At 69.4% G+C, this 23,382-nt stretch carries 22 protein-coding genes and 5 pseudogenes; 12 read left to right on the top strand and 15 right to left on the bottom strand.

Translation table 11 applies throughout. The annotated features are described in order from the left end of the window. The first annotated feature begins 247 nt into the window (after window positions 1-247). A complete protein-coding gene (locus ACFQ6N_RS37555) occupies window positions 248-1,447 on the top strand; it encodes a hypothetical protein (RefSeq protein WP_380658601.1) in 1,200 nt (399 codons plus the stop codon). 824 nt (window positions 1,448-2,271) lie between these two features. Here the strand turns inward: ACFQ6N_RS37555 and ACFQ6N_RS37550 are convergent. After that, the gene (locus tag ACFQ6N_RS37550) at window positions 2,272-2,751 is read right to left on the bottom strand and encodes a hypothetical protein (protein WP_380658600.1); all 480 of its coding nucleotides are present in this window, start codon (window positions 2,749-2,751) and stop codon (window positions 2,272-2,274) included. 338 nt (window positions 2,752-3,089) lie between these two features. Between ACFQ6N_RS37550 and ACFQ6N_RS37545 the strand changes: the two are divergent. Then, window positions 3,090-3,386 (top strand): annotated as a pseudogene (locus ACFQ6N_RS37545) (transposase); the annotation flags it as partial. A gap of 272 nt (window positions 3,387-3,658) precedes the next feature. Here ACFQ6N_RS37545 and ACFQ6N_RS37540 read toward each other — a convergent pair. From ACFQ6N_RS37540 to ACFQ6N_RS37520, 5 genes are all read right to left on the bottom strand, one after another. Then, entirely contained in the window at window positions 3,659-4,810 is a 1,152-nt protein-coding gene (locus ACFQ6N_RS37540) for a hypothetical protein (protein ID WP_380658599.1), read from the bottom strand. Beyond that, complete coding sequence (locus ACFQ6N_RS37535; RefSeq protein WP_380658598.1) at window positions 4,807-5,859, bottom strand: radical SAM protein; 1,053 nt, start codon at window positions 5,857-5,859, stop codon at window positions 4,807-4,809. Before ACFQ6N_RS37535 ends, ACFQ6N_RS37540 begins: the two co-directional genes overlap by 4 nt. After that, window positions 5,856-6,062, bottom strand: coding sequence for a hypothetical protein (locus tag ACFQ6N_RS37530; protein ID WP_380658597.1), 207 nt, complete (start codon window positions 6,060-6,062; stop codon window positions 5,856-5,858). The genes ACFQ6N_RS37535 and ACFQ6N_RS37530 overlap by 4 nt, the downstream gene beginning before the upstream one ends. 150 nt (window positions 6,063-6,212) lie before the next feature. Beyond that, window positions 6,213-6,353: a hypothetical protein gene (locus tag ACFQ6N_RS37525; RefSeq protein ID WP_380658596.1), complete on the bottom strand. Its 141-nt coding sequence runs from the start codon at window positions 6,351-6,353 to the stop codon at window positions 6,213-6,215. Window positions 6,354-6,377: 24 nt separating this feature from the next. Beyond that, window positions 6,378-6,581, bottom strand: coding sequence for a hypothetical protein (locus ACFQ6N_RS37520; RefSeq protein WP_380658595.1), 204 nt, complete (start codon window positions 6,579-6,581; stop codon window positions 6,378-6,380). 47 nt (window positions 6,582-6,628) lie between these two features. Between ACFQ6N_RS37520 and ACFQ6N_RS37515 the strand changes: the two genes are divergently transcribed. Further along, entirely contained in the window at window positions 6,629-6,781 is a 153-nt protein-coding gene (locus ACFQ6N_RS37515) for a hypothetical protein (RefSeq protein ID WP_380658594.1), read from the top strand. A gap of 146 nt (window positions 6,782-6,927) precedes the next feature. Here the strand turns inward: ACFQ6N_RS37515 and ACFQ6N_RS37510 are convergent, their stop codons facing one another. The 3 genes and pseudogenes from ACFQ6N_RS37510 to ACFQ6N_RS37500 all read right to left on the bottom strand — a co-directional run bounded on the left by ACFQ6N_RS37510 (window position 6,928) and on the right by ACFQ6N_RS37500 (window position 9,049). After that, on the bottom strand, window positions 6,928-7,335 hold the full coding sequence (locus tag ACFQ6N_RS37510; protein ID WP_380658593.1) for a hypothetical protein: 408 nt from the start codon (window positions 7,333-7,335) through the stop codon (window positions 6,928-6,930). A 404-nt stretch (window positions 7,336-7,739) separates the two neighbouring features. Beyond that, window positions 7,740-8,810, bottom strand: a pseudogene (locus ACFQ6N_RS37505) (IS701 family transposase); the annotation flags it as partial. Window positions 8,811-8,884: 74 nt separating this feature from the next. Continuing rightward, a complete protein-coding gene (locus ACFQ6N_RS37500) occupies window positions 8,885-9,049 on the bottom strand; it encodes a hypothetical protein (RefSeq protein ID WP_380658592.1) in 165 nt (54 codons plus the stop codon). Window positions 9,050-9,202: 153 nt separating this feature from the next. On the opposite strand from ACFQ6N_RS37500, the pseudogene ACFQ6N_RS37495 reads away from it, so the two are divergent. Together ACFQ6N_RS37495 and ACFQ6N_RS37490 are read left to right on the top strand one after the other, a co-directional pair. Further along, window positions 9,203-9,538: pseudogene (locus ACFQ6N_RS37495) on the top strand (transposase family protein); the annotation flags it as partial. Window positions 9,539-9,746: 208 nt separating this feature from the next. After that, window positions 9,747-12,296: a collagenase gene (locus ACFQ6N_RS37490; RefSeq protein WP_380658591.1), complete on the top strand. Its 2,550-nt coding sequence runs from the start codon at window positions 9,747-9,749 to the stop codon at window positions 12,294-12,296. A gap of 163 nt (window positions 12,297-12,459) precedes the next feature. Here the strand turns inward: ACFQ6N_RS37490 and ACFQ6N_RS37485 are convergent, their stop codons facing one another. The 3 genes from ACFQ6N_RS37485 to ACFQ6N_RS37475 form a co-directional block, all read right to left on the bottom strand. Continuing rightward, a complete protein-coding gene (locus tag ACFQ6N_RS37485; protein ID WP_380658590.1) occupies window positions 12,460-12,906 on the bottom strand; it encodes a hypothetical protein in 447 nt (148 codons plus the stop codon). 64 nt (window positions 12,907-12,970) lie between these two features. Continuing rightward, window positions 12,971-13,252 carry a hypothetical protein gene (locus ACFQ6N_RS37480; RefSeq protein ID WP_380658604.1) on the bottom strand — a complete coding sequence of 94 codons (282 nt, stop codon included), beginning with the start codon at window positions 13,250-13,252 and terminating at the stop codon, window positions 12,971-12,973. After that, a complete protein-coding gene (locus ACFQ6N_RS37475) occupies window positions 13,158-13,490 on the bottom strand; it encodes a transposase family protein (protein ID WP_380658603.1) in 333 nt (110 codons plus the stop codon). Before ACFQ6N_RS37475 ends, ACFQ6N_RS37480 begins: the two co-directional genes overlap by 95 nt. A 351-nt stretch (window positions 13,491-13,841) precedes the next feature. On the opposite strand from ACFQ6N_RS37475, the gene ACFQ6N_RS37470 reads away from it, so the two are divergent. From ACFQ6N_RS37470 to ACFQ6N_RS37455, 4 genes are all read left to right on the top strand, one after another. Then, window positions 13,842-14,330 (top strand): hypothetical protein, encoded by a 489-nt coding sequence (locus ACFQ6N_RS37470; RefSeq protein ID WP_380658589.1) that lies wholly within the window; start codon window positions 13,842-13,844, stop codon window positions 14,328-14,330. A gap of 154 nt (window positions 14,331-14,484) precedes the next feature. Continuing rightward, window positions 14,485-15,111: a transposase gene (locus ACFQ6N_RS37465; RefSeq protein ID WP_380658588.1), complete on the top strand. Its 627-nt coding sequence runs from the start codon at window positions 14,485-14,487 to the stop codon at window positions 15,109-15,111. 666 nt (window positions 15,112-15,777) lie between these two features. After that, complete coding sequence (locus tag ACFQ6N_RS37460) at window positions 15,778-16,161, top strand: hypothetical protein (protein ID WP_380658587.1); 384 nt, start codon at window positions 15,778-15,780, stop codon at window positions 16,159-16,161. Between the two features lie 36 nt (window positions 16,162-16,197). Then, window positions 16,198-17,517: a TIM44-like domain-containing protein gene (locus ACFQ6N_RS37455; protein ID WP_380658586.1), complete on the top strand. Its 1,320-nt coding sequence runs from the start codon at window positions 16,198-16,200 to the stop codon at window positions 17,515-17,517. A gap of 1,046 nt (window positions 17,518-18,563) precedes the next feature. On the opposite strand, the pseudogene ACFQ6N_RS37450 reads toward ACFQ6N_RS37455, so the two are convergent. Beyond that, window positions 18,564-18,797 (bottom strand): annotated as a pseudogene (locus tag ACFQ6N_RS37450) (transposase); the annotation flags it as partial. A 357-nt stretch (window positions 18,798-19,154) separates the two neighbouring features. Here ACFQ6N_RS37450 and ACFQ6N_RS37445 point away from each other — a divergent pair. From ACFQ6N_RS37445 to ACFQ6N_RS37435, 3 genes are all read left to right on the top strand, one after another. Further along, window positions 19,155-19,808 (top strand): helix-turn-helix transcriptional regulator, encoded by a 654-nt coding sequence (locus ACFQ6N_RS37445; protein WP_380658585.1) that lies wholly within the window; start codon window positions 19,155-19,157, stop codon window positions 19,806-19,808. A gap of 32 nt (window positions 19,809-19,840) precedes the next feature. Further along, window positions 19,841-20,311, top strand: a complete 471-nt coding sequence (locus ACFQ6N_RS37440; protein WP_380658584.1) for a DUF3291 domain-containing protein — start codon at window positions 19,841-19,843, stop codon at window positions 20,309-20,311. Window positions 20,312-20,850: 539 nt separating this feature from the next. Then, on the top strand, window positions 20,851-21,657 hold the full coding sequence (locus ACFQ6N_RS37435) for a class I SAM-dependent methyltransferase (RefSeq protein WP_380658602.1): 807 nt from the start codon (window positions 20,851-20,853) through the stop codon (window positions 21,655-21,657). 499 nt (window positions 21,658-22,156) lie between these two features. On the opposite strand, the gene ACFQ6N_RS37430 is transcribed toward ACFQ6N_RS37435, so the two are convergent. Both ACFQ6N_RS37430 and ACFQ6N_RS37425 read right to left on the bottom strand, forming a co-directional pair. Further along, the gene (locus tag ACFQ6N_RS37430; protein ID WP_380658583.1) at window positions 22,157-23,023 is read right to left on the bottom strand and encodes a hypothetical protein; all 867 of its coding nucleotides are present in this window, start codon (window positions 23,021-23,023) and stop codon (window positions 22,157-22,159) included. Continuing rightward, a pseudogene (locus ACFQ6N_RS37425) lies at window positions 23,020-23,382 on the bottom strand (hypothetical protein); the annotation flags it as partial. The pseudogene ACFQ6N_RS37425 and the gene ACFQ6N_RS37430, both read right to left, overlap by 4 nt.

Below are 23,382 nucleotides of genomic sequence, written 5' to 3'. Positions count from 1 at the left end.
CGCTCTCGTCTTCTACCGTTATCTCGCGTAGGTTGATAGATGAGAGTACGCCGACTTTCCGCCCGCCCCCCCCGCCGCGGCCGTGGTGGCGGGCGGGGGGGGGGGGCGGGGGCCCCCCCCCCCGGCACTCCATCCGCCCGGAACCCCTCACCGGACGAAACCTGCCGGGCGGACCCCGATGAGTCCCCGCCCGACCGACGGGCCGTACGCTTGCCCACCCGGGAACGGTTCGAGTACGGAGGTCGGATTGCGCGTCACGGAGTTCACCGGATGGGAGCGGGACCTCTCGCTGCGCTACCTGCTCGTCGAGGACGACTCCGACCGGGAGGACACCGACCGCGTCACGCTCCTCGCACGCTGCGCCGACGCCGAGGCGCTGTACCTGACACCGGTGCCGCCACCCCGGGAGATCGTCACCCTGTACGGCTGTCCTTGTGACAGCCGGCTCGTCGCACTGGCCACCCGGCCCACCGCGGCACAGCGGCTCCTGGGCGACCTGACGGTGGACGTCCTCGACGCCGACGGCCTGACATCGCCCACCTCGGTCGATCTCATCGACGTCCGGGTGATCACCCATCGCCCCACCCCCGGAGCTCCGGACAGCGTGGACCTCGTCCTCGGCGCCGGCATCGCGAACACCATGTACGGGGCCTGGGCCGTTCCCCAAGCGCCGGCCTCCTACCGCTTCGAAGTCCGGCCGACGTACCCGCCCGACGCCGAACCGACCGGCACCTGCCTCGCCGCCCGCGGACTCTACCCGCAGCACCCGCCCCGACCGGAGCCGATCCACCTGATCGGGTGCGAGCCCACCGACACGCTGCTGGAGCGGCTGGGCACGCCCCGGCCCGAGCCACTGGTGTGCGCGTGGCTGGTGGCGCTGGACCGCAACGGCCGGCCCATGCACCACCTCGGCGTGGACGTCGACATCACCGACGTCCGGCCCTCAGTCCTGGGCGGGGCACTGCTGGACCTCACGCTCGCGGACCGCTGCAACGAACGCCCGGACCCGCAGGCCCGCGCGGTCCACGAGACCTGGTACGACGGCGAACCCGCCGAACGCAACCTCTGGGCACCGCTCACCACCGCGGGCCGCTACGAGTGGCTGCGCCTGACGACCACCAGCCCCTACGGGCCGGGCGTGGGCCGTTCCGGCGGCGAGTACCACCTCGACGGCCGCTTCGTCACCGACGTGCCGGGCCTCTACCTGGCGATCGGGGAGGCGGTCCTGGGGCCCGGGCGGGATCTCGGGAAGAACCTGTCCCGGCTCCGCGACAGCCTCGCCGGAGGCCCGGCGGTCCTCCCGCCGTTCACCCTGCTCTGGCACTCCGCGGATACCGCTCGCGAAGCCCTGTCCGACCGCGCTCTGGTCGGTGATTCGGGCGAGTCCTACTTCGACAGAGTCCTGCAAACCCTCGGGGAGAGCGGCGTCAGGGTCGTCCTGGACTGATCTGACGCCGCCGGGTTCTCGGCGCTGGCAGGATGCACTTCGACTCGCCACCGAGGCGGGTGACATGCGTACCTCGCTATCGACCTATGACGGCAGCCCTCGTTGTGGATACCCGTACCAGGAACCTGGCAGCAAAATGCGTCGCAGCTTCCGAGGTCTCCAGGTCTGCTGCGGTAGTGCCCGAAGGGAGGTCAATCTCCGTCATTGAGAGTCCCAGTGGAGTCTGCTTCTCTATGGTCAGACCAGCTGGGGCAGTGATGATTTCGGTGATCAATCCTGCAGTGTCGTGAATGGCGTAGGTCCTTCTCGTGGCATCGGCGCCCGGGACGGAGGACGTGTCGAGGTTTACTCCGCTGAGCCAGGCGTGGTAGGCCGTAATTCCATAGGGGCCCTGGTTGAGAAGCGCATAGCTCGCGCCGGCCGTTCCGCTGCTCGTGTACTGCGTGGCGAGATTTTCCACTCTCATGGACTGCACGCCCGTCTCCCGGGCCGGGTGTGCGGATACCGCAAACACGACTGCATTCTTGGGCAATTCAGGGGAAAGCCACGAGTGGGCCTGGCCGGGCAAAAGGGCGCCTTGCCCCGAAGCCATTGCCCAGTTGACAGGGCCGTAGGCCTGTATGACGGGTGCTGGCATTACTACTACCTCCTGTGAAATTCACCGCCGCCCTCCCGGAGGATTGCTCCTCCTCTTCATGAAACCACTGCTTCGAATGCGATGCACCTCTGGCGCGGCGTTGGTTCGGAGGCGCCACGGGCTGCCTGGTGGCGCGCAGCTCAGGTCACAGCAGGGACGGGATCGGTGAACCCGCGCCGCACCAGCCTCATCCGGATCCCTGCGGATGTGCCATGGTGAGCAGTGTCGCAACGGCTTGTTGCAGGTTGGCGACATCGTTCTCCAGCTGGCGCAGTTGTTGATTCAGCTGTGGATTGACTAGGGCACCGGTGACGACGACGTCTCCTTCAAACCTTCCTGCGTATCCGCTCGGATTCTTTGCCAGTAAAGCTGCCTGGGCCGCGTTCTTCGTTTCCGCCCATATGCCGACGAACCTCTGACTGGAACCTACTACCCCGGCATGCTCGATGCTGGTGCCGACAACACCGCGGCCACCGGGTCCGTCTGCGATGCCCAAGATCCCGTTACCAGTCTTGGTGTTCCCCTCAACGGCGGTGTGGGCCGCGCTGACTCCGACAACGCCGCGGCCATTTGGTGTCGCCTGGCCGAAAACTCCATCGCCTCCCGCCGTATTATCTCCCTTAAGGGCAGGTGTAGCGGCGTTGTTGGACGTCTCGATGGTTGCCATGCCATCTTCCTCTAATCCTGATGAGTCCGGGTTCACGCAACGTCAACGGATTTCGGTGGGTTAGTGAATCTATGGGTGAATTTGCCTCGGCGCTGGACTGTGCGGGAGGGTTGAAATATGGTGGTTTTCGCTTGCAGTAGACGACTGCCTACTGCACCGGAAAGATGGGCGACTGTCTCGCCACGCGTGACGCTTCCCGTCCGGCGAGTCGTCTATTTCCAGCCTTCGCTCCGTAACGAGCGTCCGCAACTCGGACCGTTGGCGAAGCAGCGTGCGTTTCCCCCATTCCTCGAAGCCAAGGCCTGTCTGATAATTGATCTTGTGGTAGATCGAGGCGGGTGACGGACGCGGGGTGGGAGCGGATAGAGCCCCTGTTGCCGCAGGTGGACGGACGCGGTCGTCCGTGGCGTGATCACAGGCAGGTGGTCAACGGCGGGCTGTGGCGGCTGTGGACCGGGGCGCCGTGGCGTGATCTCCCGGATCGGTACGGGCCGTGGCAGACCGTCCACGAGCGGTTCGCCCGCTGGGAGGCCGATGGCACGTGGGCGAGGCTGCTGAAGCATGTCCAGGTCCGTGACGACGCGGTGAGCCGGGTGGAGTGGACCGCCGCCGTCGATTCCACACGCTGCCGAGCGGGAGTCGTCCTGGCTTCCCTGATCCTCTGGCTCCGCGAACCCCGTCAAGGCTTGGGGCCGGCGGCAGCCGGGACTTCCGTGATCGGCGGCAGTGACGCGAGCACCGTATGGACCGGGCGGGTGGGAAGGATGCCGGCCCGTGCGGCGGCACCGTCACGGACGGTCGGGCCCACCGGAGGATGGTGCTGGACGAACGTGTGTACTATCCCGGGCCTGATGCCGTTCTTGGTGCTTGAGAGGGTGGTCCGAGCAGGCAGGCCGCCCCAGCCTCGCTATGCAGTGCGCAAGCAGAGCGCGTTCACTGCGGCAATCAGCCGGACCAGCGGGGGCTTACCCGACACTCCGTCGGCGTGGCGCCCGGCACGACGTACCTCGGCGTAGAGGGAGTCGCTGCTGAGGCGCGAGTGCTCCTGCTCCCAGTCCGGCGCCGAGCGGTGGGTGGGTGCGAGGCTGAGCAACGAGCCCAGAAACCGGAAACGCAGGGGCTGGTCATCGTATTCGCGGCAGAGCTCCAGGCCGCGCAGGTTCACCGCAAGGGCGTACCTGGGCAGTTCCAGCGCCTCCGACAGCGTGCCGAGCTGCCTGAGCTGACGCATGAGGGTGGGAGCGTCCTCTTGACGCGGCTGCACGTGGGCCAGCACCGCGAGGAGGCCCGCGGCGGAGCGCCGGGCACGCTGGACGTCGCCCATCATGGCCAGGCCGGTCACCTGGTGAAGGTGGAAGGCCAGCTCGCCGTAGAACGACGATGGTTGCTCATCGACGGCCAGCGCCACGGCCGAATCCGGTTGGCCGTTGTGCAGGAGTGCCAGGATCTCGCCTTCGGTGCGAAAGACCTGGGCCGTGACGGGACACATCCCACGGAGGCGCTCGGCGACGCGCAGCGCCGAGGCCGGGTCGCTCGCCATGAGGTGCGTCTTCACCGACTCATTGGCATGGATGTTCCACAGGACTTGAGGGAGTGACGGTTCGGCCGCGACGATGGCGGCCCACGCCGCCGCGGAGATGGTGCACGGGCCGAGTTCCGCGCCGCGCTGCGCGTCGTAGTCCTCGGCGAGCCGGAAATGCGGGGCAGCGCGGTGGGTTCGTCGGCGCAAGGCGTGCAGTCTGCCGAGGTTCACCCACGGTTGCACGGCGAGGCCGAGCAGCCGCGGGTCTCTGCGGGACGCCGTGTGGTGGGCGACCAGTGTCAGCTGGGACTTGCAGATTCGTGCCGCAGTGGTCAGGTCGCCCGCCGCCGCCACCACGAAGCCGGCCTGGTTGATGTGGACGAAGGCGTCATGCAGCGTGCCGGAATCCTGACCTGGGGTCGTAAGGGCTGCCTCCAGGTGCTCGGCCAGTTCGGTGGCCCACGTGTCGAGAGCGGGACGCAGCAGGCGGTCCTGGTCGACCAGGTAGTCCCGCGACACAAGGGCGGCTGCGGTCATTCGGCGGACCGGTTGGGCGGGAGGCCGATCTGGAGCAGCGGCTCTCCCAGGGTGAAACCGTCGGCCGGGCAGCCCAGGGTGTCCCAGTCGCCGCTCTGCCACCCTCTCAGCCAAGGGTGCAGGCGGTCGTTGTCGATTTCGAGGGTTCCGTCTTCAGTCAACCGGCCCACATTATTGGCGGGATCGGTCAGGGAGACCGTGCATTTGCCGACCGTGCCGTTGGCCCGGATCACCAGAGAATTCGGACGCGCCGCGTAGCAGACGTACGGGGAAAGGTCGGCACTGGAATTTTCCACCCCAAGGACACTCTGCAGGTCTGCGAGGATTCTTTCCCGTTCCCTTGTGGAGAGTACGGCCGTGGTGGCGTCGTTCTCGCCGCCGAGGTGTTCGACGGGCTTGAGGTGAACGGAGAAGCGGCGGTCGCCAAGGAAATCCTTGCGGATTCGACGGAGGAATTCTGGCATGGCATGGAGGTTCTCTGGAGTCAGATGGATTCTCAGGAGAACCTGGACGGGTGCATCGCCGTGACGGATGGCCAGCAGGTTCTCCCAGAGGCGATCGAAGGAGCCCCGGCCGTCCCGGCGGATTCGGGTCAGGTCGTGCAGGTGCTTCGGACCGTCCAGTGAGATCTGGAAGGACCGGATCCCCAGGGCTGCCAGCCGCCGCACCATCGCCGAGTCGAGGAGGTACGCGTTCGTGGTCATGTCGCCGACGTAGGTCGTGGCGGTACGGCGGGCCATTTCGGCGACATGGCCGGAGATCTCCTCGATGACGCCGATCGCCAGGAGGGGCTCACCACCGAACCAGGAGATCCGCAGGTCCCTCAAGCCGTCCAGGCGCCGGTCGACGAGGCGCTTGACGCCCTCCACGACGGCCGGCGCCATGCGTCCGACGGTGAAGTCCTCGTAGCAGTAGGTGCACCGGAAGTTGCACTGCTCGGTGGGGAGGACGATCAGCTGAAGATGGTCGTCACGAAGAGAGCGCACGCATGCCGCGCCGAGGGCGGACCGCCGCTCGGCGAGGCCGCCCTCGGCGTTCAGGGTCGTCACGCCGGCGCCGTCAGCTTCTTGCCACACCCGTTGTTGGAGGTGCAGCCGATGTTGAAGTCGGCGTCTGCCGTGTCGGGGGCCTGGGATGCCGCCCTCACTGCCTTGGCGATGTCCGCATTTCCGATCTTGATTTTCCCCTCCGAGTCGATTTCAATATCCGAGGGGTTGAGGCCTTCCAGGATCGAAGAGTTTGCGTCAGTCATTTCAATACCCGTTCGTTGGCGTACTTGTTCCTGTGGGTACCTTATGTGCATCAAGGCGCTTTCGCGACCGCCAGAAATGCGCCATTAGAGTGATTTCAGAACTCGGATGATCATTCCGTTTCCCATGACTCCGCGGACCACTAATCGAGGTCAGTCCAGCGGGTTGGGCTGGGCGACGACTGGGGAGAACTCGGCGGCCGCGACCGACACCGCGACCGCCGAAGTCTCGGAGCCGGGTGCCATCGCCGCGCCGCTGTAGCCGAAGGTGCCGGCCCATGATCGAACGCCCAAGCGGGCCCATGCAAACCTTCGCCGCTACCGGAAAAGCACCATGGTCTCGACCTGCCTCACCGTCAGGGTCAGGACGGCCGGCTCCTCGCGGAAGCTCATCGCATGAGCGCCACCGGCCGGGGTGGGGCGGCAGTTGGCGAAAGCTCCGGATCCGTTCTTCAGGCCCGGGTTGCCGGTGTGGTGCGGGCCGGGCTGCGACAGTTCGGCCATCGCGGGTTCGGGGAGCACGGCAGGGTTCTCTGGGTGGCGGATCACTGTCCGGCATCGGACTGCGGGTGATCCTGCAAGGCCGGATCGAGGACCACCGGCGCTGGACGGTCCGCGGCTTCGCTCTCACCTTCGGTCTCGCCTTCGCTGCCGTCGTCCTGCGGCTTGTGCTGGTCGCCGCCCTGGGGCGGGTCTGGAATTCCGCACTTCCTGCCTGGTGATCGCCTGGCTGTGCCGGGTGCCCAGCCTCGCGGTGGCGTGGTGGTCCGCCCGCCCGCGGCCCGTGCGGGGACGAGCGCCGGGGCAGACGGGAGTGCCCCGGACCCGTGAGGCGGGTCCGGGGTGGTCGGTCCTGGGGGTGGGAGGGTCAGGGGGTGGTGCAGACGGCGGTCGCGCGGATGGACTCCTCGACGGTGTTGGTGTTGGTGCCGCGGATGATCCAGTAGCTGCCGCTCGGGTAGGAGTCGGTGAAGAAGATCTTGAACGCGCTGGTCTGGCCGCCTCCGCCGGTGGGCACCTGGCCGGAGGGACACTCGACGGCGGCGGACGCGCTCTGGCCCGGGCCCACGACGCTCCAGCTGCCGAAGACCTGCGCGTGCGCGGCCAGCAGCGAGGGGTCGACGGCGGCCGGGTCGTCGGGCATGACGACGGCCGGCTTCGCGGCGGGCTTGTCGTCGGCGGCGGGCTTGTTGTCGGCGACGGCGGTCTCGGTGCTGCCGGCCAGGACGGTGAACGCGGCGAGGGCGGTCAGGACGAGGGGCTTCATGAGGGCCACGGAGGACTCCTGGATGTCGGGTTTCGGCTTTGCTGACGGAGGGTGGGGTCCCCGCGTCGCATCCGAGGCGTACTCGAACGCCCGCGCGTGGCCCGGGAGGACGCGGTGGCCCGTGACCCGGGCGGGGGAACACCGGCGCTCGGCCGGGCTAGTACTCCGGTGCGACTTCGCGATCTACGTGCCTGTGGGGAGGGAGAGCCGCCGCCGGTAGTGGCTGCGATGCGCCGAAGCTTGGTGGCTTCTGCGCCAGTTCGACCAGTGCAAGAGTGCACGCAGGGACATGACGGAGCTGAACAGCGCGCCAAGCGGCGGACTTCCGGGACGGTCAGGTCGACCAACTCTCGGCTTCGGGCCGGGCGGTTCGGATCCGCAGGTCTGGTCGGCCGCGCGTCCTGAACGGCGATGGCCAGGAATGCGAGGGCGAGCATGGACAGGGTGACGTGCCGGTGCCAGGCGGTCCAGTTCCGGACTTGGTAGTGGTCCAGGCCGACCTGGCCCTTGGCCGCCTGGAAGCATTCTTCGATGCACCGGCGGGTGCCGGCGACTCGTACGAGTTCGGACAGCGGGACGATCTGGGGTGACCGGCACAGGTAGAAGGCGAGTTCGCTGGTGGTGGGGTTGCGGCGGATCAGCAGGTGACGGTGGTCGCCGGTACCGATGCGCATCCAGGCCCAGTCGTAGTAGCGGGGACCCTTGGCCCCGGGACCGGCGCTTTGCCGGTGCCAGGCTGAGGCGGGCAGGCGATCAGCAGCCTCGTCCGCGCGGATCGCGGTGCGGCCCTGGTTGATCCGCACCTTGGTCGCGCAGGAGACCGCCAGCACGTAGTCGACTTCGCGGGTCTCCAGTCCGGCCCGCAGGCCGGGGTCCTGGCCGTAGGCCTCCTCGCTGGTCACCCACGACGTGCTCACTGCGGCATCCAGCGCCGCCACGATCATCTGCAGGGCGAGCCGGGGCTTGGTCGCGAAGACGATGTCGTCGGGCACTCCGGCCTTGCGGCGTCGTTCGGCGTCCTGGCACCAGGTGTGCTCGGGCAGGTAGAGCCGACGGTCGATCAACGCTCGTCCCCTGCCGGAGGCGTAGGCGAGGAAGACGCCGACCTGGCTGTTCTCGATGCGTCCGGCGGTTCCGGTGCACTGCCGTTGGACGCCCGCCGAACCGCGGCCCTTCTTCAGGAAGCCGGTCTCGTACACGACCGGAACCCCGTCACCGGTACCGAGGTGGTTCAGGACGTAGCGGCGGACCTCGTCACGCACCTCGGCCACGTCCCAGCGGGCAGTCCGCAGCAGCCGCTGCGTCGGTCCGGGACGGGCGTGTCCTGCGTGCTCCGCGAGCTGCCAGCAGTTCTTGCGCTCGGTGCCGGACAGCAACCCGAGCAGATAGGCGCGGGCGGTGGCGCGAGGTTCCACCCGCCCGAACACGCCCGCGATCCGAGCCACGGCCTGGTCGAACAAGGCCCGCCATCGAGCAGGGTCCACGCTACGGCTCGCGGCCACCGCACGATCGTCAAGAGTCGACACAACCCTTGATCATCTCGCAGTGGCCGTACGAGTCAGGCGTCGTAGTACTCGCCGTCGTCGCCCTGAACCCGCGCGTTCAGCACCTTCGCCACCCGGCACATCGTCGCGATCACCGCATCGCTCGGGTTCCTGGACACGATCCGGCCGGCGGTCCACCACATCGGGGCCATCGCGAGGCCGAGATCGTCAGCGACCACGGCCTCTCATGCCGCCGCGTTGATGTCCTGCTCCTCTTCATCCCACCAGTTCTCGCGCCGAGTGATGTGCACGTCGTAGCACATGGTCAGTCGGGGTGGAGCGGGAGTGTTTTCACCGGGGTGAAGTAGGGTCTGGCCCGGCTCATGTGACCGGTGACACTGGGTGACGGATCCTGGGGCGGTGGCGGGGCCTGGAGATCGTCCAGAACTGGTCGGCAGAGTCACCTGGCTGGCCGACATTCGGCAGCTGTGTCGCAATCGTGGTCGTGGCTCGGCGAGTTGCTGTTCCCGTCACTGCCCCAGGCGGAGGTCTTCGGTGTCGAAGCGTCCGGTGCGGTGGTGCGGATCGCCGCCCGCGTGGCTGCTCCGGGTGCGTCATGTCCGGACTGCGGGACATGGTCGGAGCGGGTCCACGGCTCCTACCTGCGCTATCCGTCGGATCTGCCCGGCTGCGGGCGGCCCGTGACGGTTGCCCTGCGGGTGCACCGCGTCGCCTGCCAGGTCCTGGTGTGCCAGGGGGCCGCCGTTTTCGGCAGAGGTAAACCCGAGAAAGGTGACATGTCACACCCTATTGATAGCCCCGCCGATCTTGTGAGACGGTGCGTCACACGCTTCGGATACCTCCCACGTCCCCACGTCCGAGGCGCTCCGTTCGCTTTTCCCCACAAAGGAATAGACGATGCGTCCGCTCTCACGCATGTCCAGGCTGCTGGCCGCATCTGCCGCGGCAGGCACCGTCCTGCTCGGCATATCCGCCGGACCGAGCCAGGCCGCCCCCACCCCGGTCACCCCCGCACCGGTCGCTGCCGGCCCGCATCAGCCTTCCGGCAGCTCGTCGGAGGTTCCCGGCAGTCCGTTCGCCGATCCCGAGAGCCCGGGCGCTCCGCAGTCCCGCCCGCTCACGGCCGCGCAGCTGCCGCTGGTCAACCCGCTGTTCGGCACGGCGCCGGCGGGGACCGCCCCGGACAAGGGCCTGGCCAAGGCCGCACCCCGCGCGCTCGTGGCGGAGCCGGTCACCGCCCAGTCGTGCACCCCTGCCGACTTCGCCGGCAGGACCGGGGCCGCCTTGGTGTCCTACGTCAAGGCCTCGACCCCCCAGTGCATCGGCTCGCTGTTCCAGCTCGGCGGCAGCCCGTACGCCTCGGCCCTGTTCCGCCAGAGCCAGATGGCGACGATGGCCGACGCCTTCCAGAGCGCCGCCGCCGCCTACCCCGGCGACAACTCCGCCGCCACCTGGCAGGTCGTCCTGTACCTGCGCGCGGGCTACTACGTGCAGGACAAGGACCTCGCGCACGTCGGCCCCTACGACGCGACGCTGACCGCCGCCGTGACGCGCGGCATCGACGCCTTCCTGGCCGGCCCGCACGCCGCGGACGTCACCGACGCGAACGGCCAGGTCGCCAACGACGTCATCATCCTCACCGACAGCGCCGGGCAGCAGGGCCGCTACCTGACCACCTACCGGCAGGTGCTGAACGGCTACACCAGCGCGTACGACAGCTCGAAGAACCTGCTCACGTACGTCAACAGCGCCCTCTCCGCGCTGGACCGGGGGCACGAGAGCAAGTCCTTCGTCGACGCGGTGACCGCGGACCCGGGCATCATCGACACCCTCGACGCGTTCACCCGCACCCACCACGACCTGCTCGGAACCTACCCCGGCTTCCTGGTCTCCAACGCCGGCATCGAGCTGACCCGGTTCGTCAAGTACCCGGCGTTCCAGTCCAGGATCCGCCCGCTGGCCAAGGCCCTGCTCGACAGCTCGTCGATGACCGGCCCCACCGCCCCGCTGTGGGTCGGCACGGCCAACACGGCCGCCTTCTTCGACAAGGACCAGTGCTCCTACTACGGCGTCTGTGACCTGAAGCAGCGGCTGACCAAGGTCGTGCTGCCGATCAGGCAGACCTGCAACGCCACCCTCACCGTCCTGGCCCAGGACCTCACCGCGGCCGAACTCGCCGCCGTCTGCGCCGACCTCAAGGGCGAGGACGCGTACTTCCACGGCCTCGTCCGCGACAACGGCCCCATCCCCGGCCAGTACGAGTCGTCCGTGCAGCTCGTGGTCTTCGCGAGCCAGGCCGACTACCAGACCTACGCCGGCGCGATGTACGAGGCGAACACCAACAACGGCGGGGTCACCCTGACCGGGACCCCGAGCGACCCGGCCAACCAGCCGGTCTCCCTCATGTACCGGCATCCGAACGAGAACGGCTTCACCGCCCGGATCTGGAACCTCAACCACGAGTACGCCCACGTCCTGGACGCCCGCTACGACATGAAGGGCGGCTTCGAGCAGCAGACCAGCGTGCCCGACCTGTGGTGGATCGAGGGCGTCGCCGAGTACGTCTCCTACACCTACCGCGGCGTCACCGACCTCAACGCGGTCTCCCTGGCCCCCAAGCACACCTACGCGCTCAGCACCCTGCTCCAGAGCACGTACCTGAACAGCGACGTCGTCCGCACCTACCACTGGGGCTACCTGGCCGCCCGCTACATGATCGAGCGCTCCCCGGGCGTCGTCCAGACCATGCTCGGCCTCTTCCGCACCGGCGACTACGCCCGAGCCTACGCGTACTACAACTCCATGGGTACCGGCTACGACGCCGACTTCACCAGGTGGGTCGACACCTGCGCCACCGACACCTGCCTCACCGCGGGCACCCCGAAGGCGGCCTTCGACGCCACGGTGCGGGACCTGAACGTCCAGCTGACCGACCGCTCCACCGAGACCGCTGGCAAGGGCAGCATCACCGGCTGGGCCTGGAACTTCGGTGACGGCACCACCGGTACCGCGGCCTCCCCGTCGAAGTCCTACCGCGCCGCCGGTACCTACACCGTCGCCCTCACCGTCACCGACAGCAACGGCAAGACGGCCACCACGACCCGGACCGTCACCGTCACCGCGCCGGCCGCACCGGCCGCCTGCACCGACCCCGACGCCCGGAAGCTGGACTACAACTGCTTCCGCACCGGCCGCTCCGCCGCCGCCGGAAGCTCGGACCAGATGTACATCTACATGCCGGCCGGCACCACCACCCTGACCGTCTCCACCACCGGCGGCACCGGGACCGCCTACCTCTACTACAGCCCGGACCGCTGGGCCTCCAACACGGACTACGCCGCCTCCTCCACGAACAGCGGCACCACCCAGACCGTGACCGTCACCAACACCACGGCCGGCTACCGCTACCTCACCCTCTACGGCAAGACCGCCTTCAGCGGCGTCACCGTCACCACCCAGTACTGACCGGCGCGTGAGCCCGGATGCCCTGGCTCACGCATCCCCGGGGATGCGTGAGCCAGGGCATCCACGTGGGCCTCTGCGGCGGACGAGGTCCATGCAGGCCGCCACGGCGGCCGAGCCACGGATGCTGAAAACTCCCGGACTCGGCATTCACATTGATGAAGTGTCAGCAAGTCACCGGAACTTCCACCACCGGCCGAGTGCCGAACGGGCCGTTTCCCTGCACCGAGAAGGTCGCACGCACTGTCGAACCGCACGGGGCGGTGGCGGTGAAGCCGTCCACCCGTACCGCGGTGGAATGGAACGCCGTGCTCCCGCTCACGGAGCCGAGCGAGTTGCCGCCGACCACCTCGGCCGACAGATTGGTGTACAGGGTCTGCCACGACACCGGCCCGTCGGGCGGGCCGGCAAGGCCGATCTTCCCGTAGATCACGATGCTGCTGCCGGTGACGTCTGCGCAGGCGTAGGTCGCCAACCCGGCCTGGAGACTGTATTTGCAAGTCGTGACCGTGGCGGTGTCAGCGCCGGTCGCGGCGGCGAAGGCCGGCACGGGCGCCGTGAGCAGGGCGGCGGCACCGGCGGCGCCCACCGCGATGCGGGTGATGCGGTTCATGGTCTTCTCCTTCAGATGATGTGAGAAACCGTTCGGAGACAGGCACTGGTAGCCATGTGACATTTCACATGTGCAATGACCAAAACTTTGCCATGCGATTCCAAGGCTCCAACCCATTCTTGCCTTCGAAGTGCCAGCCCGTCTGAAAGTGCATCCTGGGTGACGTAAATCTGCCCGGCTGGGCCAATGCGGCGACCCCCTCGGGCGAACCCGCGTTGAACGCCGGGTGAATCACCTCCCCACCGTCCGGCTCACGGGCTCCGCCGTCGGCCAGGCCGCCAGGTTCGACGCCTTTCCGGTCGGGCAGCAGGTCCACCGGCCGGCGGGTCTCGGCGTCGACCGGCACCGACCGAGGCGAGTGTGGCCCGCAACTGCTCGGTCCACCGGCCGTGGCGTCGTGTCAGCCCTTCGATCTGCTCGGCGAACGTCCGCTGCCCGAACGACGGGTTGCCGCATACGAAGTGCCTCACCCGCGAGCTCAACCGGACCCGTCTGCCCCCGACCGGACCGTCGACAGGAAGCCGCAGGTAGGAGCTGTGAACCCGGGCCGACCAGTCCCCGCACCCCGGGCAGCTGTGCCCCACCGCCGAGCACTCGACCCGCACGTTCACCGACTCGACGTCCACGTCGACCGACAGCACCGCAACACCCGCGACCGACGGAAACAGCAACCCCTCCAACCGGGGCACCAGATCATCCACGGTCCCGCACTGTCAGCCACCACAACCCGGCCGCTGACGAATTCCGGGCAACTTCCCAACGCCTACCGCACCAGCACGTCGCCACTCACCGTGCGCAGACCATGGACGTTTCTGTGGTCGGTGACCATGGGTAACGAGATTCGTCCCACGGACGCTTGATCAATGGTGTCCCGGATTGAAGTTGCCGACGCGCGGACGAGGGCGTTCTGGCCGGACCTCTTGGAAGGACTCCTGATGCATCCGAGTGTCGCCAGTCTGGCTGAGCTGATGCCACCGCACGCCGGAGCCGGTGATGCGATCGACTGGGACGAGGCCCGCCGGCAGTGGGGCACTGACTTCCCTGCGGACTACCGCGACTTCGTCTCCGTCTACGGCGGCGGCTCGATCGACAATGGGTTCTTCGTAGGGCTGCCGCTCCTGGTGGCCCCGAGGGGCCGACGCCCGCTGACGTTCGAGGAGTTGAACGAGGACGGATACGGCCTGCTGGATCTGGAGCCGGACCTGCGGGGACGGATCTCCTGGGCGATGGACTGCAGCGCCAACCACGCGTTCTGGGACACCTCGCATCCGGATCCGGACAGGTGGACCGTCCTTGTGCTCGAATGCGAAGGCGACTGGGTGGCCCACGATTGCGGGATGGTCGAGTTCCTCGTCGGCCTCATGACCGGAGAAATCACGGGCATGGGCGGCTTCTCCCCCGAGCAGGCGCTCTTCTTGAACTGACGGGAGGAGCGGCGCCTCAAGGAGGCAGGCATCGATCCCTGGCCTCACACCTGAGCGTCCGAAGCGGTGCTCAGTCGGCGAGCGGCGGACCTTCGCCGAGTAGGTGCCGGGCCCGGCCCGTCGGCACAGCCGGTGGACGGAGCGGTTACGGACGGTGCTGACCAGTATTGGCCTGGCGCTGGCCGGCCGGGCCGGCGCCAGGCTGGCAGACACCCTCGGGGTCTCGATCAGCCGCAGCGCGGTGCTGCGACTCATCCAGGCACTTCCCGAACCGCAGCCGCCGTCTCCGCGGGTGGTCGGCGTCGACGAGTACGCGAGGCGCAAGGGCCGCGACTACGGAACCGTGCTGATCGACATTGAGACGCGGCGGCCGGTGGACGTGCTGCCGGACCGGGACGCGGCGACGGTCGCCACGTGGCTCGCGGAGCGTCCTGGCATCGAGGTCGTCTGTCTCGACCGGGCCCCGTTCTTCGCCGAAGGCGCCCGGACCGGCGCCCCGCAGGCTGTCCGGCTCGCAGATCGGTGGCATCTCTGGCATAACGTCAGCGAGGCCGCCGAGCAATGCGTCACCCGCCACCGCGCCTGCCTGCGGACGGTCATTCCCGAGCAGGACCAGCGGCCCGAGCAGGCATACGTCCGCCCATCAGACGCCGCAAGCGGCATCTCTGAGACCGTCGACATATTCGCTCCGGCACTCCCTGAAGATGTCGTGTGGCTGGATGAGCAGCGGGCAGCAATCCTGGCCTCCTGGAGCGCAGGGAGCAGAACCAACCCGATCTGAACACACTCGCAGTTCAGTCACTGAGCGTGCGCCTCAACAGAACTCGTGCCAGAGCCCCAGAACGGACAGCACATGTTCAGCACTTCGGGAGCCGGTTGATCGCCTGCTGGAATCGAACTACACGGCTGTCAGCGGCTCTTCAGGTCGCGCTCAGGCGAGCCAGTCGTTACCCCAGTGCCAGTGCCGCACCCAGCCGTCAAAGCTTGTGACATCGGCGTCCGGCGCCGGGATGGCTCCGACGTCGGACACCATCCAGCAGTGGAGCAGCGCCGTGCGCCGGATCGGCCTGTTCCTGGACCGGATGCCCGACTGGAGTGTGCGGGCACCGTCCGCGGCCGAGACCGAGGTGGCCGCCGACCGGATCGCCGGCCGTTCCCGCCCGGGTGAACATGGTGGTCGCTGTGACCGGTTCGCGTGGAGGTGAAGGCCGTTCCACCATCGCGTTCACCCTCGCCGAGGGGCTGGCCCGGGCCGGTTCCAGCGTGTTGCTGCTGAGCGTTGGCGAGTTCGCGCACCAGGCGCTGCGGCGTCGAGGGGTCGCACCGCGGCCGGCAGACGGGAAGACCCAGGGGCCGGCACGGGGCAGTGTGGCGGCGGCCTTCTGGGACGAGCGCGGCGACACCGCGCTGGTGGAGCGGGCCCGCCGCCAGGCGGATGTCGTGCTTCTTGACACCCACTTCGACTACCGGTCCGGGATCGTGCCGGTGGACGCTGGAGATCGCCGTCTCGCGCTACCGCGACGAGCACTGGCAGAGCCACCTCGTGGACGACCGGGCACGCCATAGTGAGGTCGAGGTGTACGACCGCGCCGAGCCTGAGGACGTCGACGACTTCTGGGACTTGGGCTACGAGCTCGACTACGGCCGGGGCGAGGAGCGACTGCCGGCTGAGGACCGACAGCCCTTGGACGAGTGGCGTGCACGGTTCCTCCCTCCTCCTGCCGCACCCTCGGGACCGCACTCGCTTCTCCCCGTCCTCAGGCGATTCGTTGACCTCCGGGGCCAGGCGATCCGGCTTGTAGGCTGCCTGTGGAACGACTCTGACTCTTGAGGGATGGCCCGGGTGCGTGTTGGTCGCTTGACAGGTGTGGCCGCGGGAGTCGTCGCGCTGAGCAGCCCGGCGGTCGCGTACGCCCGTGGCGGGGGCGGCAGCCACGGGTTCACCGGCGGCGGAGGCAGCCATGGTGGCGGTGGTGGCAGCCACGGCAGTGGTTTCCACGGGTCGACCGGCGGCGGCTTGGGCTACGGCTTTGGAGCCGGTGCCGGGGGCGGCGGGTTCCTCCTCCTGCTGGTGATCGTGGCCGTCCTGCTCCTCATCTTCTGGATGGTGCACCGGCGCCGCAAGGCGGCGCAGGCGGTCGGTCTGAACACGGTCTCGGACCGTACGGCGCACCGCGCGGACGGGCAGGCGCGCGAGCGCGCCGCCCAGGTCGGGGCCCGGGTCGACGCCATCGCCGACACGGATGCGACCTTCGACCGCGCCGCGCTGGAGCGCCGGGCCGTCTGGCTGTACGTGACCGCCCAGGACGCCTGGACCCGACATGATCACGCCACGTTGCAGCAGATCCTGTCCCCGGTGCTCTACGGCAAGTGGGCCGACGGGCTGCGCGACTACGCGTCCCGCGGCGAGGTCAACGTCGTGGAGATCGTCTCCGGCCCGGCGGTCGAGCTGGTCGACGTCGCGAACCGCGCGGGCGAGGAGAACGACACCGTCACCTTCCGGGTCACCGCGACGCTCAGGGACTGCGTACGCCGCGGCGACGGCGCGGATGCCGTGCGCAAGGACGGTTCGACGCGTCCGGTCGAGTACTGGACGCTGCGCAAGAACCGGGCCGGGGAGTGGATCGTGTCGTCGGTGGAGCAGGCGGCCGAGGGTGCGCACCATCTGACCGGTGCCATCGAGACGGACAGCTGGGACCAGAAGGAGGTCGCCCGCGAGGCGGTGCTCGAGGTGGCCGGTAGGACCGCGGTCAAGGGCGCGGGCGACATCCTGTCGCTCACCAACATCTCGTGGAGCACGGATGCCGACACCGCCGTCGGCGATCTGAGCGTGCTCGACGGCCGGTTCGACAGGGCGGTTCTCGAGGTGGCCGTCGAGCGGTTCCTCGAGGAGTGGGTCATGGACGACGGCAGCCTGGACTTCACATCCGTCCGCACGGCCGACCGGACCGTCATGCGTGACGCCGTGGTCAGGTCGGTCACGGTGCGCTCGCTGGTCTCGCGCGACCCGGTCGTCTTCCGCGTCGCGGTCGACGCGGAGGGCTTCTACTACGAGGTCGACCGTCGCACCGAGCGGGTGCTCCGCGGCGACGCACACCAGCGCCGGCCGATCACCCTCGTGTTCGACCTCCGCCTGGACGACACGCCGACCAGGGCGTGGGCCGTGATCGCCGCCGGCGTGGAGTAGGCGAAGCCCGCGCGGTTTCCTGGCACATCCTGTGGCTCGGAACCAGCGTCCTGCTCGCCGTTGCACTGTAGTGGCCGGTGGGGCCCTACGGCGGCACAGAGACCTGCTGGACTGTTGGACTGCGTCCTCACCCGGGCCGGGTGCCGGGCCCGGGTCCCGCGCGGCCATGACCTGGCCCCGCCCGCGATCCAGGCTGTCGCAGAGGCCGAGTGGTTCGATCAAGCAGGCGCCTCTTGCCGGCAGCGCCGGATGCCGAGGCCCCGAGGCCCCCAGCCGCGGCCGACGCAGGGCCCGGCCCTTCGGATCGGGCCGGCACGGACACGAGAAGGCCAGCTGCGAAGTCCTCCACGACGTCGTCGCGTCCGGCGAGGACGGCCACGCCCCTCTCGCCGGGACGGAGCATTGCTACAAGGCGGAGAACCCGAGCTTCGAGACGATCGGGTCGAGCGGGGTGTAGTAGGCCGTGCTCCGACATGTCGTCGGGCCGGACGTGTTGGCACAAGGGACTTCGGTGTCCGTGTTGCCGGCGATGATCACGCCGACCGGCGCCATCGAGTCGCCCTGCGGATTGGCACGGCGGGCCCGCCGCTGTCGCCCTTCGCCACGGCGATCCCGCCGCTGCGGGACTTCACCTCCGTCGCGTCGGTGCGTCCCGAGGGGGTGTGCACGCCGACGCGTGTGACCTCCGGCTCGCCGTGGTAGCCCGACGTCGACCCGGAGAAGCACACCGTGTGCCCGGGGTCGATCCGCGCGGGCCCGTACAGCGGACGGTTGTCGTCGCTGTTCCACGCCGCACTGTGGAACCGGGCCTCCGCCTCCTGGCCGAGCGTGATGACCGCGACGTCCAGGGCGGCGTCGGACGCCGTCACCTTGCCGACCACACGCTGCCCGTTGTACACGTTCCCGCCGGCGCGGCAGGGTGCGGCGGTCAGCAGCACCCGCTTGCGGTTCACCCACCCCGGCACGCCGCTGGAACAGACGTCGTTGGGCCCCACTCGCAGCTCGGCACCCGAGGTCCACGGCGCGCTGTCGCTCCTGCGGGTGCCGTCCTCTCGGAGGTGGTCGACAACGAAGGCCCGTATGTCGTCGCGTACCTGGTCCGCGTCCCAGGACGCGCGGCTGAGCAGGTGCTGCGTGCCGGCCGGACTCGTGTCCCCGGCGTGCTCGGCGATCGTCCGGCAGTTCTTCCTCGGCAGCTCGGCGAGCAGGCCCAGCACGAACGCTCGTTCCCGGCGGCGCGGTTCCACCCGGGCGAACCGGCCCGCGACCTCGGCCGTCAGGCCCTCGAATATCGCCTGCCAGCGGGCAGGGTCTGCGCTGTGGCCCACGGCCACCGGCTGATCTTCGTCTGTCCACACGACTGACGATGATCAACGGTGGCCGTTTCTGTCTGCGGATCAGCCTCACTCAGAAGATCAAGATCTACAGCTGGAGTATTGGCCCGGCCCTCCGTCGACCCCACCGTTCCCTCGGGCACGGTTCCTCGGGCACGGTTCCCTCCGCCGGACCGCGGGGCGAACGCCGTGCCGCGTCCGTGCCTCCCCCGGTGCCGGGTGCGTTCGCCCGGGCCCGCCGGCCCCTGCGGCCCGCCCCTCTCCCCTCTATCTCCAATAGTCATTGTTCCTAGAATGGCCCGCATGGAGCACATCGAAGCGATCGCCGCCCTGCACGACCCCGTGCGCCGCCGCCTCTACGAGTACGTGGCGGCCCAGGGTCGCGAGGTGGGCCGGAACGAGGCGGCGGAGGCCGTCGGGGTGGCACGGACACTGGCGGCGCACCACCTGGAGAAGCTGGTCGAGGCCGGGTTGCTGGAGAGCGGCAGCCGCAGGCTCACCGGGCGGACGGGGCCGGGGGCGGGGCGGCCGGCGAAGGTGTACACCCGCGCGCAGGCCGAGTGGGTGGTGTCGCTGCCCGCGCGCGACTACCGGACGGCCGCCGAGCTGCTCGCCGAGGCCGCCGAGCGGGCCGGGCTGGACGACGGGCTGCGCGTGGCCGCGCGGCGGCGGGGGGAGGCCGAGCGCGGAGCGGCCGCGCCCTGCGGGGGGCTCGACGAGGCCGTCGCGCTGCTGGCCGCCCGCGGGTACGAACCCCGCCTGGAGGAGGGGGCCGTTCGCCTGCGCAACTGCCCCTTCCACTCCGTCGCCGAGCGCTTCCCGCCCCTCGTCTGCGGCATGAACCTCGCACTCCTGGAGGGTCTTCTCGGCGCGGACGGGGGGCTCCGCGCCCGGATGGACGCCCGGCCCGGGGAGTGCTGCGTGGTGGTCGAGCCTTCTAAAAACAATTCTGATTGACATAGAAAGAAGGCCCGTGCTGGGATGGCGCCATGACCTCCCATCACCTCGCCCAGTTCAACGTCGCCACGCTCCGCCACCCCGTCGACGACCCGCGCATCGCGCCGTTCGTCGAGATGGTCTCCCCGATCAACGCCGCCGCCGACACCGCCCCCGGCTTCGTCTGGCGGCTCACCGCGGACGGGACGGACGACGCGAGCGCCCTGCGCCCGGCGGGCGAGGACGTCATCGTCAACATGTCGGTCTGGGAGAGCCGGGAGGCGCTGTGGGAGTTCACCTACCGCAGCGGGCACCTGGAGGCCATGCGGCGCCGACGCGAGTGGTTCGAACGCAACGTCGAGGCGCACCTGGTCCTGTGGTGGGTCCCGGCCGGACACCTGCCCGACATCGACGAGGCCCTGGAACGACTGGCCGACCTACGCCACAACGGCCCCTCCCCACGCGCCTTCACCTTCAACTCCCCCCACACCCCGCACACACCCGCCCCACACCCGGGCGCGTGACCGGGCCGCTCCCGCGGTCCACTCCTCCACCACCGCGCCCCGCGCCCCGCCGGCCGCCGTGTCGACACCCGCGACGATGTCGCGCGCGGTGCTCCCGTCAGCCGGACGTGCCTGGCGGTACTCGTGATGCGAGACGTCGCCCGGCCCGTGCTCGTGCTCATCCACGGCGTTGAGCACCCAGGCCGCATCGGGCATCGCCGACGGCATGAACCCGGTCGGACCGTCGCCGCACAGCTCAGGTCGCCGCACGGCTCAAGCAGCCAGTCCGTCGCGCCGGCCGGCGTGAGCGGCCAAACGTCCGACAACAGGTTCGATTCCGCGGGCATGGGTTTAAGATCTCGGTTGCGGCCACGGGCCACGCGAGTCACCGGCATCATGTCGCCGCCCCGCCACGGGGCACGTTCCGGTGTACCTGCTTGGGCATCGGGACGGCCGAGGGGCGTCTCATACCCTCATCCGCACCGGTTCGCCGACCAGCCACCGAGGATTGTGTGAAGCACTTCGATCTCCACGCCAGGATTCCGTTGCTCGTGAAGACCATGGCCGCTGCCGACCACAGCCCGGATGTTCAGCTGACACAGACACGCCACCGCGCTTCACTCGTGGAGAGCTGGGACATCGAGCCCGGATCCACAGTCCTCGAACTGGGTTGCGGGCAGGGCGATATGACCGCCGTCCTCGCGGAGGCTGTCGGACCCCAGGGACGCGTGGTGGCCGTCGATGTCGCCGATCCGACCTACGGGGCGCCGGTCACGCTCGGGGAATCGGCGGCCCGGCTCGCGGCGAGCCCGGTCGGGCCGCGCATCGACTTCCGCTTCCGCACGGATGTCCGTGACCTGTCGGTCGACTTCCCCTCCGACGCCTTCGACCACGTCGTGCTCGCCCACTGCTCCTGGTACTTCGCCTCGCTCGGGCAGCTGCGCGACACGCTGGCCCGGGTGCGGCCCTGGGCGCGGCGGCTGTGGTTCGCCGAGTGGGACCTGACGCCGTCCGGCGGCGACCAGCTGGCGCACCTGCTCGCAGTATTGATCCAGGGCCAGATCGAGGCTGCGGGCTCACGCGGCGAGGGCAACATCCGCACGGCCTTCTCCCGCGAGGCGCTGCTGCGGCTCCTGCCCGAGGCGGGCTGGACGGCGGACGGCGACGGGCCGGTCGACACCGGCGCACTCCAGGACGCGGACTGGGAGATCAGCGCCTGTCTCGACCTGATCACCGGAGGAGAACGGTTGGCCGCGCTGCCCGAACCGGTACGGCAACTCGTCCTCAGCCAGAGCGACGTCCTGCGGGCCGTCGTCGCACCGCACGGCAACCGCCCGCTCGGGGCCTACTGGGTCACCGCACGCTGAAATGCCTCCCCGGCCGAACCCTTCCGACCTCAGTCGGATCCCGCAGCCCTTGCACGTCCGCAACCCGGCCGGCCCGGCCCGGCGCCCTCGAACACCGAACCGGGTCAGAGCCTCGGACTCCCCGAGGCGAGGGTTCAGACAATGGCGGGAGAGTGCACGGCGCGCGGGCCGACAACGGGCTTGGCAGCTGTCGGGAGCGCCGGATATCCCCGGATGTGGTTGCGTTGGTCCGGCCGTGGCGGGATCCGCACCCTGCACCACGGCGCGGGCCCGGCCCGGGGCCGCGGCCGGGTCGGTCATAGGGAAGTCCGCCCGGCAGGGGTTGAACACGACCAGGCCCCCGGCGAGCAGCTGCTCGGCGAGGTCGGTCGGCCAGTCCGGCAGCCGGTGATGCCGCCGGCGAGGAACACGGCGGGCGGGTCTCCGGCCGCCGGGCGGTAGTAGTCGGGGCCTCGAAGTAGCGGGTGGGGCGGTCGTCATGACCGGAGGATGCGCGCCGTCATGCGTGCCAGATGATCGCGCTCGCTGAAAGGGGCGACGCCGTGAGCACGGTGAAGTAGCCGACAGTCCCGGCCTTGCTGGAGAAACACCCCATCTGGCCGACCCGCAGGGAAACGTACCCCGGCACTCTCCCCTGCGCCGCCAGCGCGGAGCCGCACTGGTCGAGGGTCGGCGGCTGCGTCCCGTTCCAGGGAGTGAGCGATTCGCCACCCATCACCTGCGGCGAGCATGCTCCGCACAGATACAGTGCCTCGCCTGCCAGCAGCGCCGTGGCGGGCGTCGCCACCGCCGGGCGGGTGTCCCAGCCGGGCTGCGAGGGGAAAGTCAAGGTCCCCTGCCACAGCACCTGGCCGGGCGTGCCGCTGGGAGTCGGCGGAGCCGACCCCGTCGGCCTCGCAGTGTTGGTGCCGCCCGGGAGAGGAACGGTCGAAGGGGTCGGCCCCGCGGTGTTGGTGCCGCCCGGGACAGGCACGGTCCAATGGGTCGGCGGGGGCTGGGTGGCAAACCGCCCTGGGGACTGACGGTCCGCCAGCGCGAAGAAGCCAACGATCAGACACAGGCCGGCCCCCGTGACAGCCCACCCCCACGACCGGGACCTCGCGGCCACCGGTGGTAGCGCGGGTTCGAAGCGGGCCCGCAGCACCGTCTTCGGCGCCTGGCGACCCGCTCGGCCTCCGGTGACGGGTTCCGGCGCGGTGTCCAGGGCCACGTGCGAAGACGGCTCGCCGACCGACGGAACGTCGAGGAGCGATGCCAGGAAGCGCCGCCACCAGTTACCTGTGATGGCCCGCCCCGACACCGGCTCCGGGGCGGGATGAGGATCAGCGGACAGGAGGGAGTCCATGTAGCGGCGTTTGAAGCTCAACTGCTCACCTCCCCGGTCGTCTCGGCCTGTGGCTGGACGGGCATCGGCGGATGCTCCGACACTGATGATGGGACGGTTACCGGAACATCCGGGTTCCGCTCGCCAGTATCCGGACTCACGCCCTGGACGACCTCCTGCACCGTGCGCAGGGAGCCCACCTGCCGCAGCAGCGCGGGGGCCGAAGCGCCGGCGGCCACGGCCGCGTACAAGCCGGTGATCTCGGAATGAAGCAGCCAGCCTGCCAGGGCGCCGAGCAGCAGTCGGCTGACTGTGAGGATGTAGGTGGCACCGCTCGGGGGGCCTGACCCCTCGGCTGACTGACGCTCCGGCTGTCCTGCGGTTGAATCGTCGGCCCTCTG

It is taken from the genome of Kitasatospora sp. NPDC056446 (assembly GCF_042796115.1).
Taxonomy (GTDB): Bacteria; Actinomycetota; Actinomycetes; order Streptomycetales; family Streptomycetaceae; genus Kitasatospora.
This window is presented reverse-complemented; position numbering and strand designations above follow the sequence as displayed.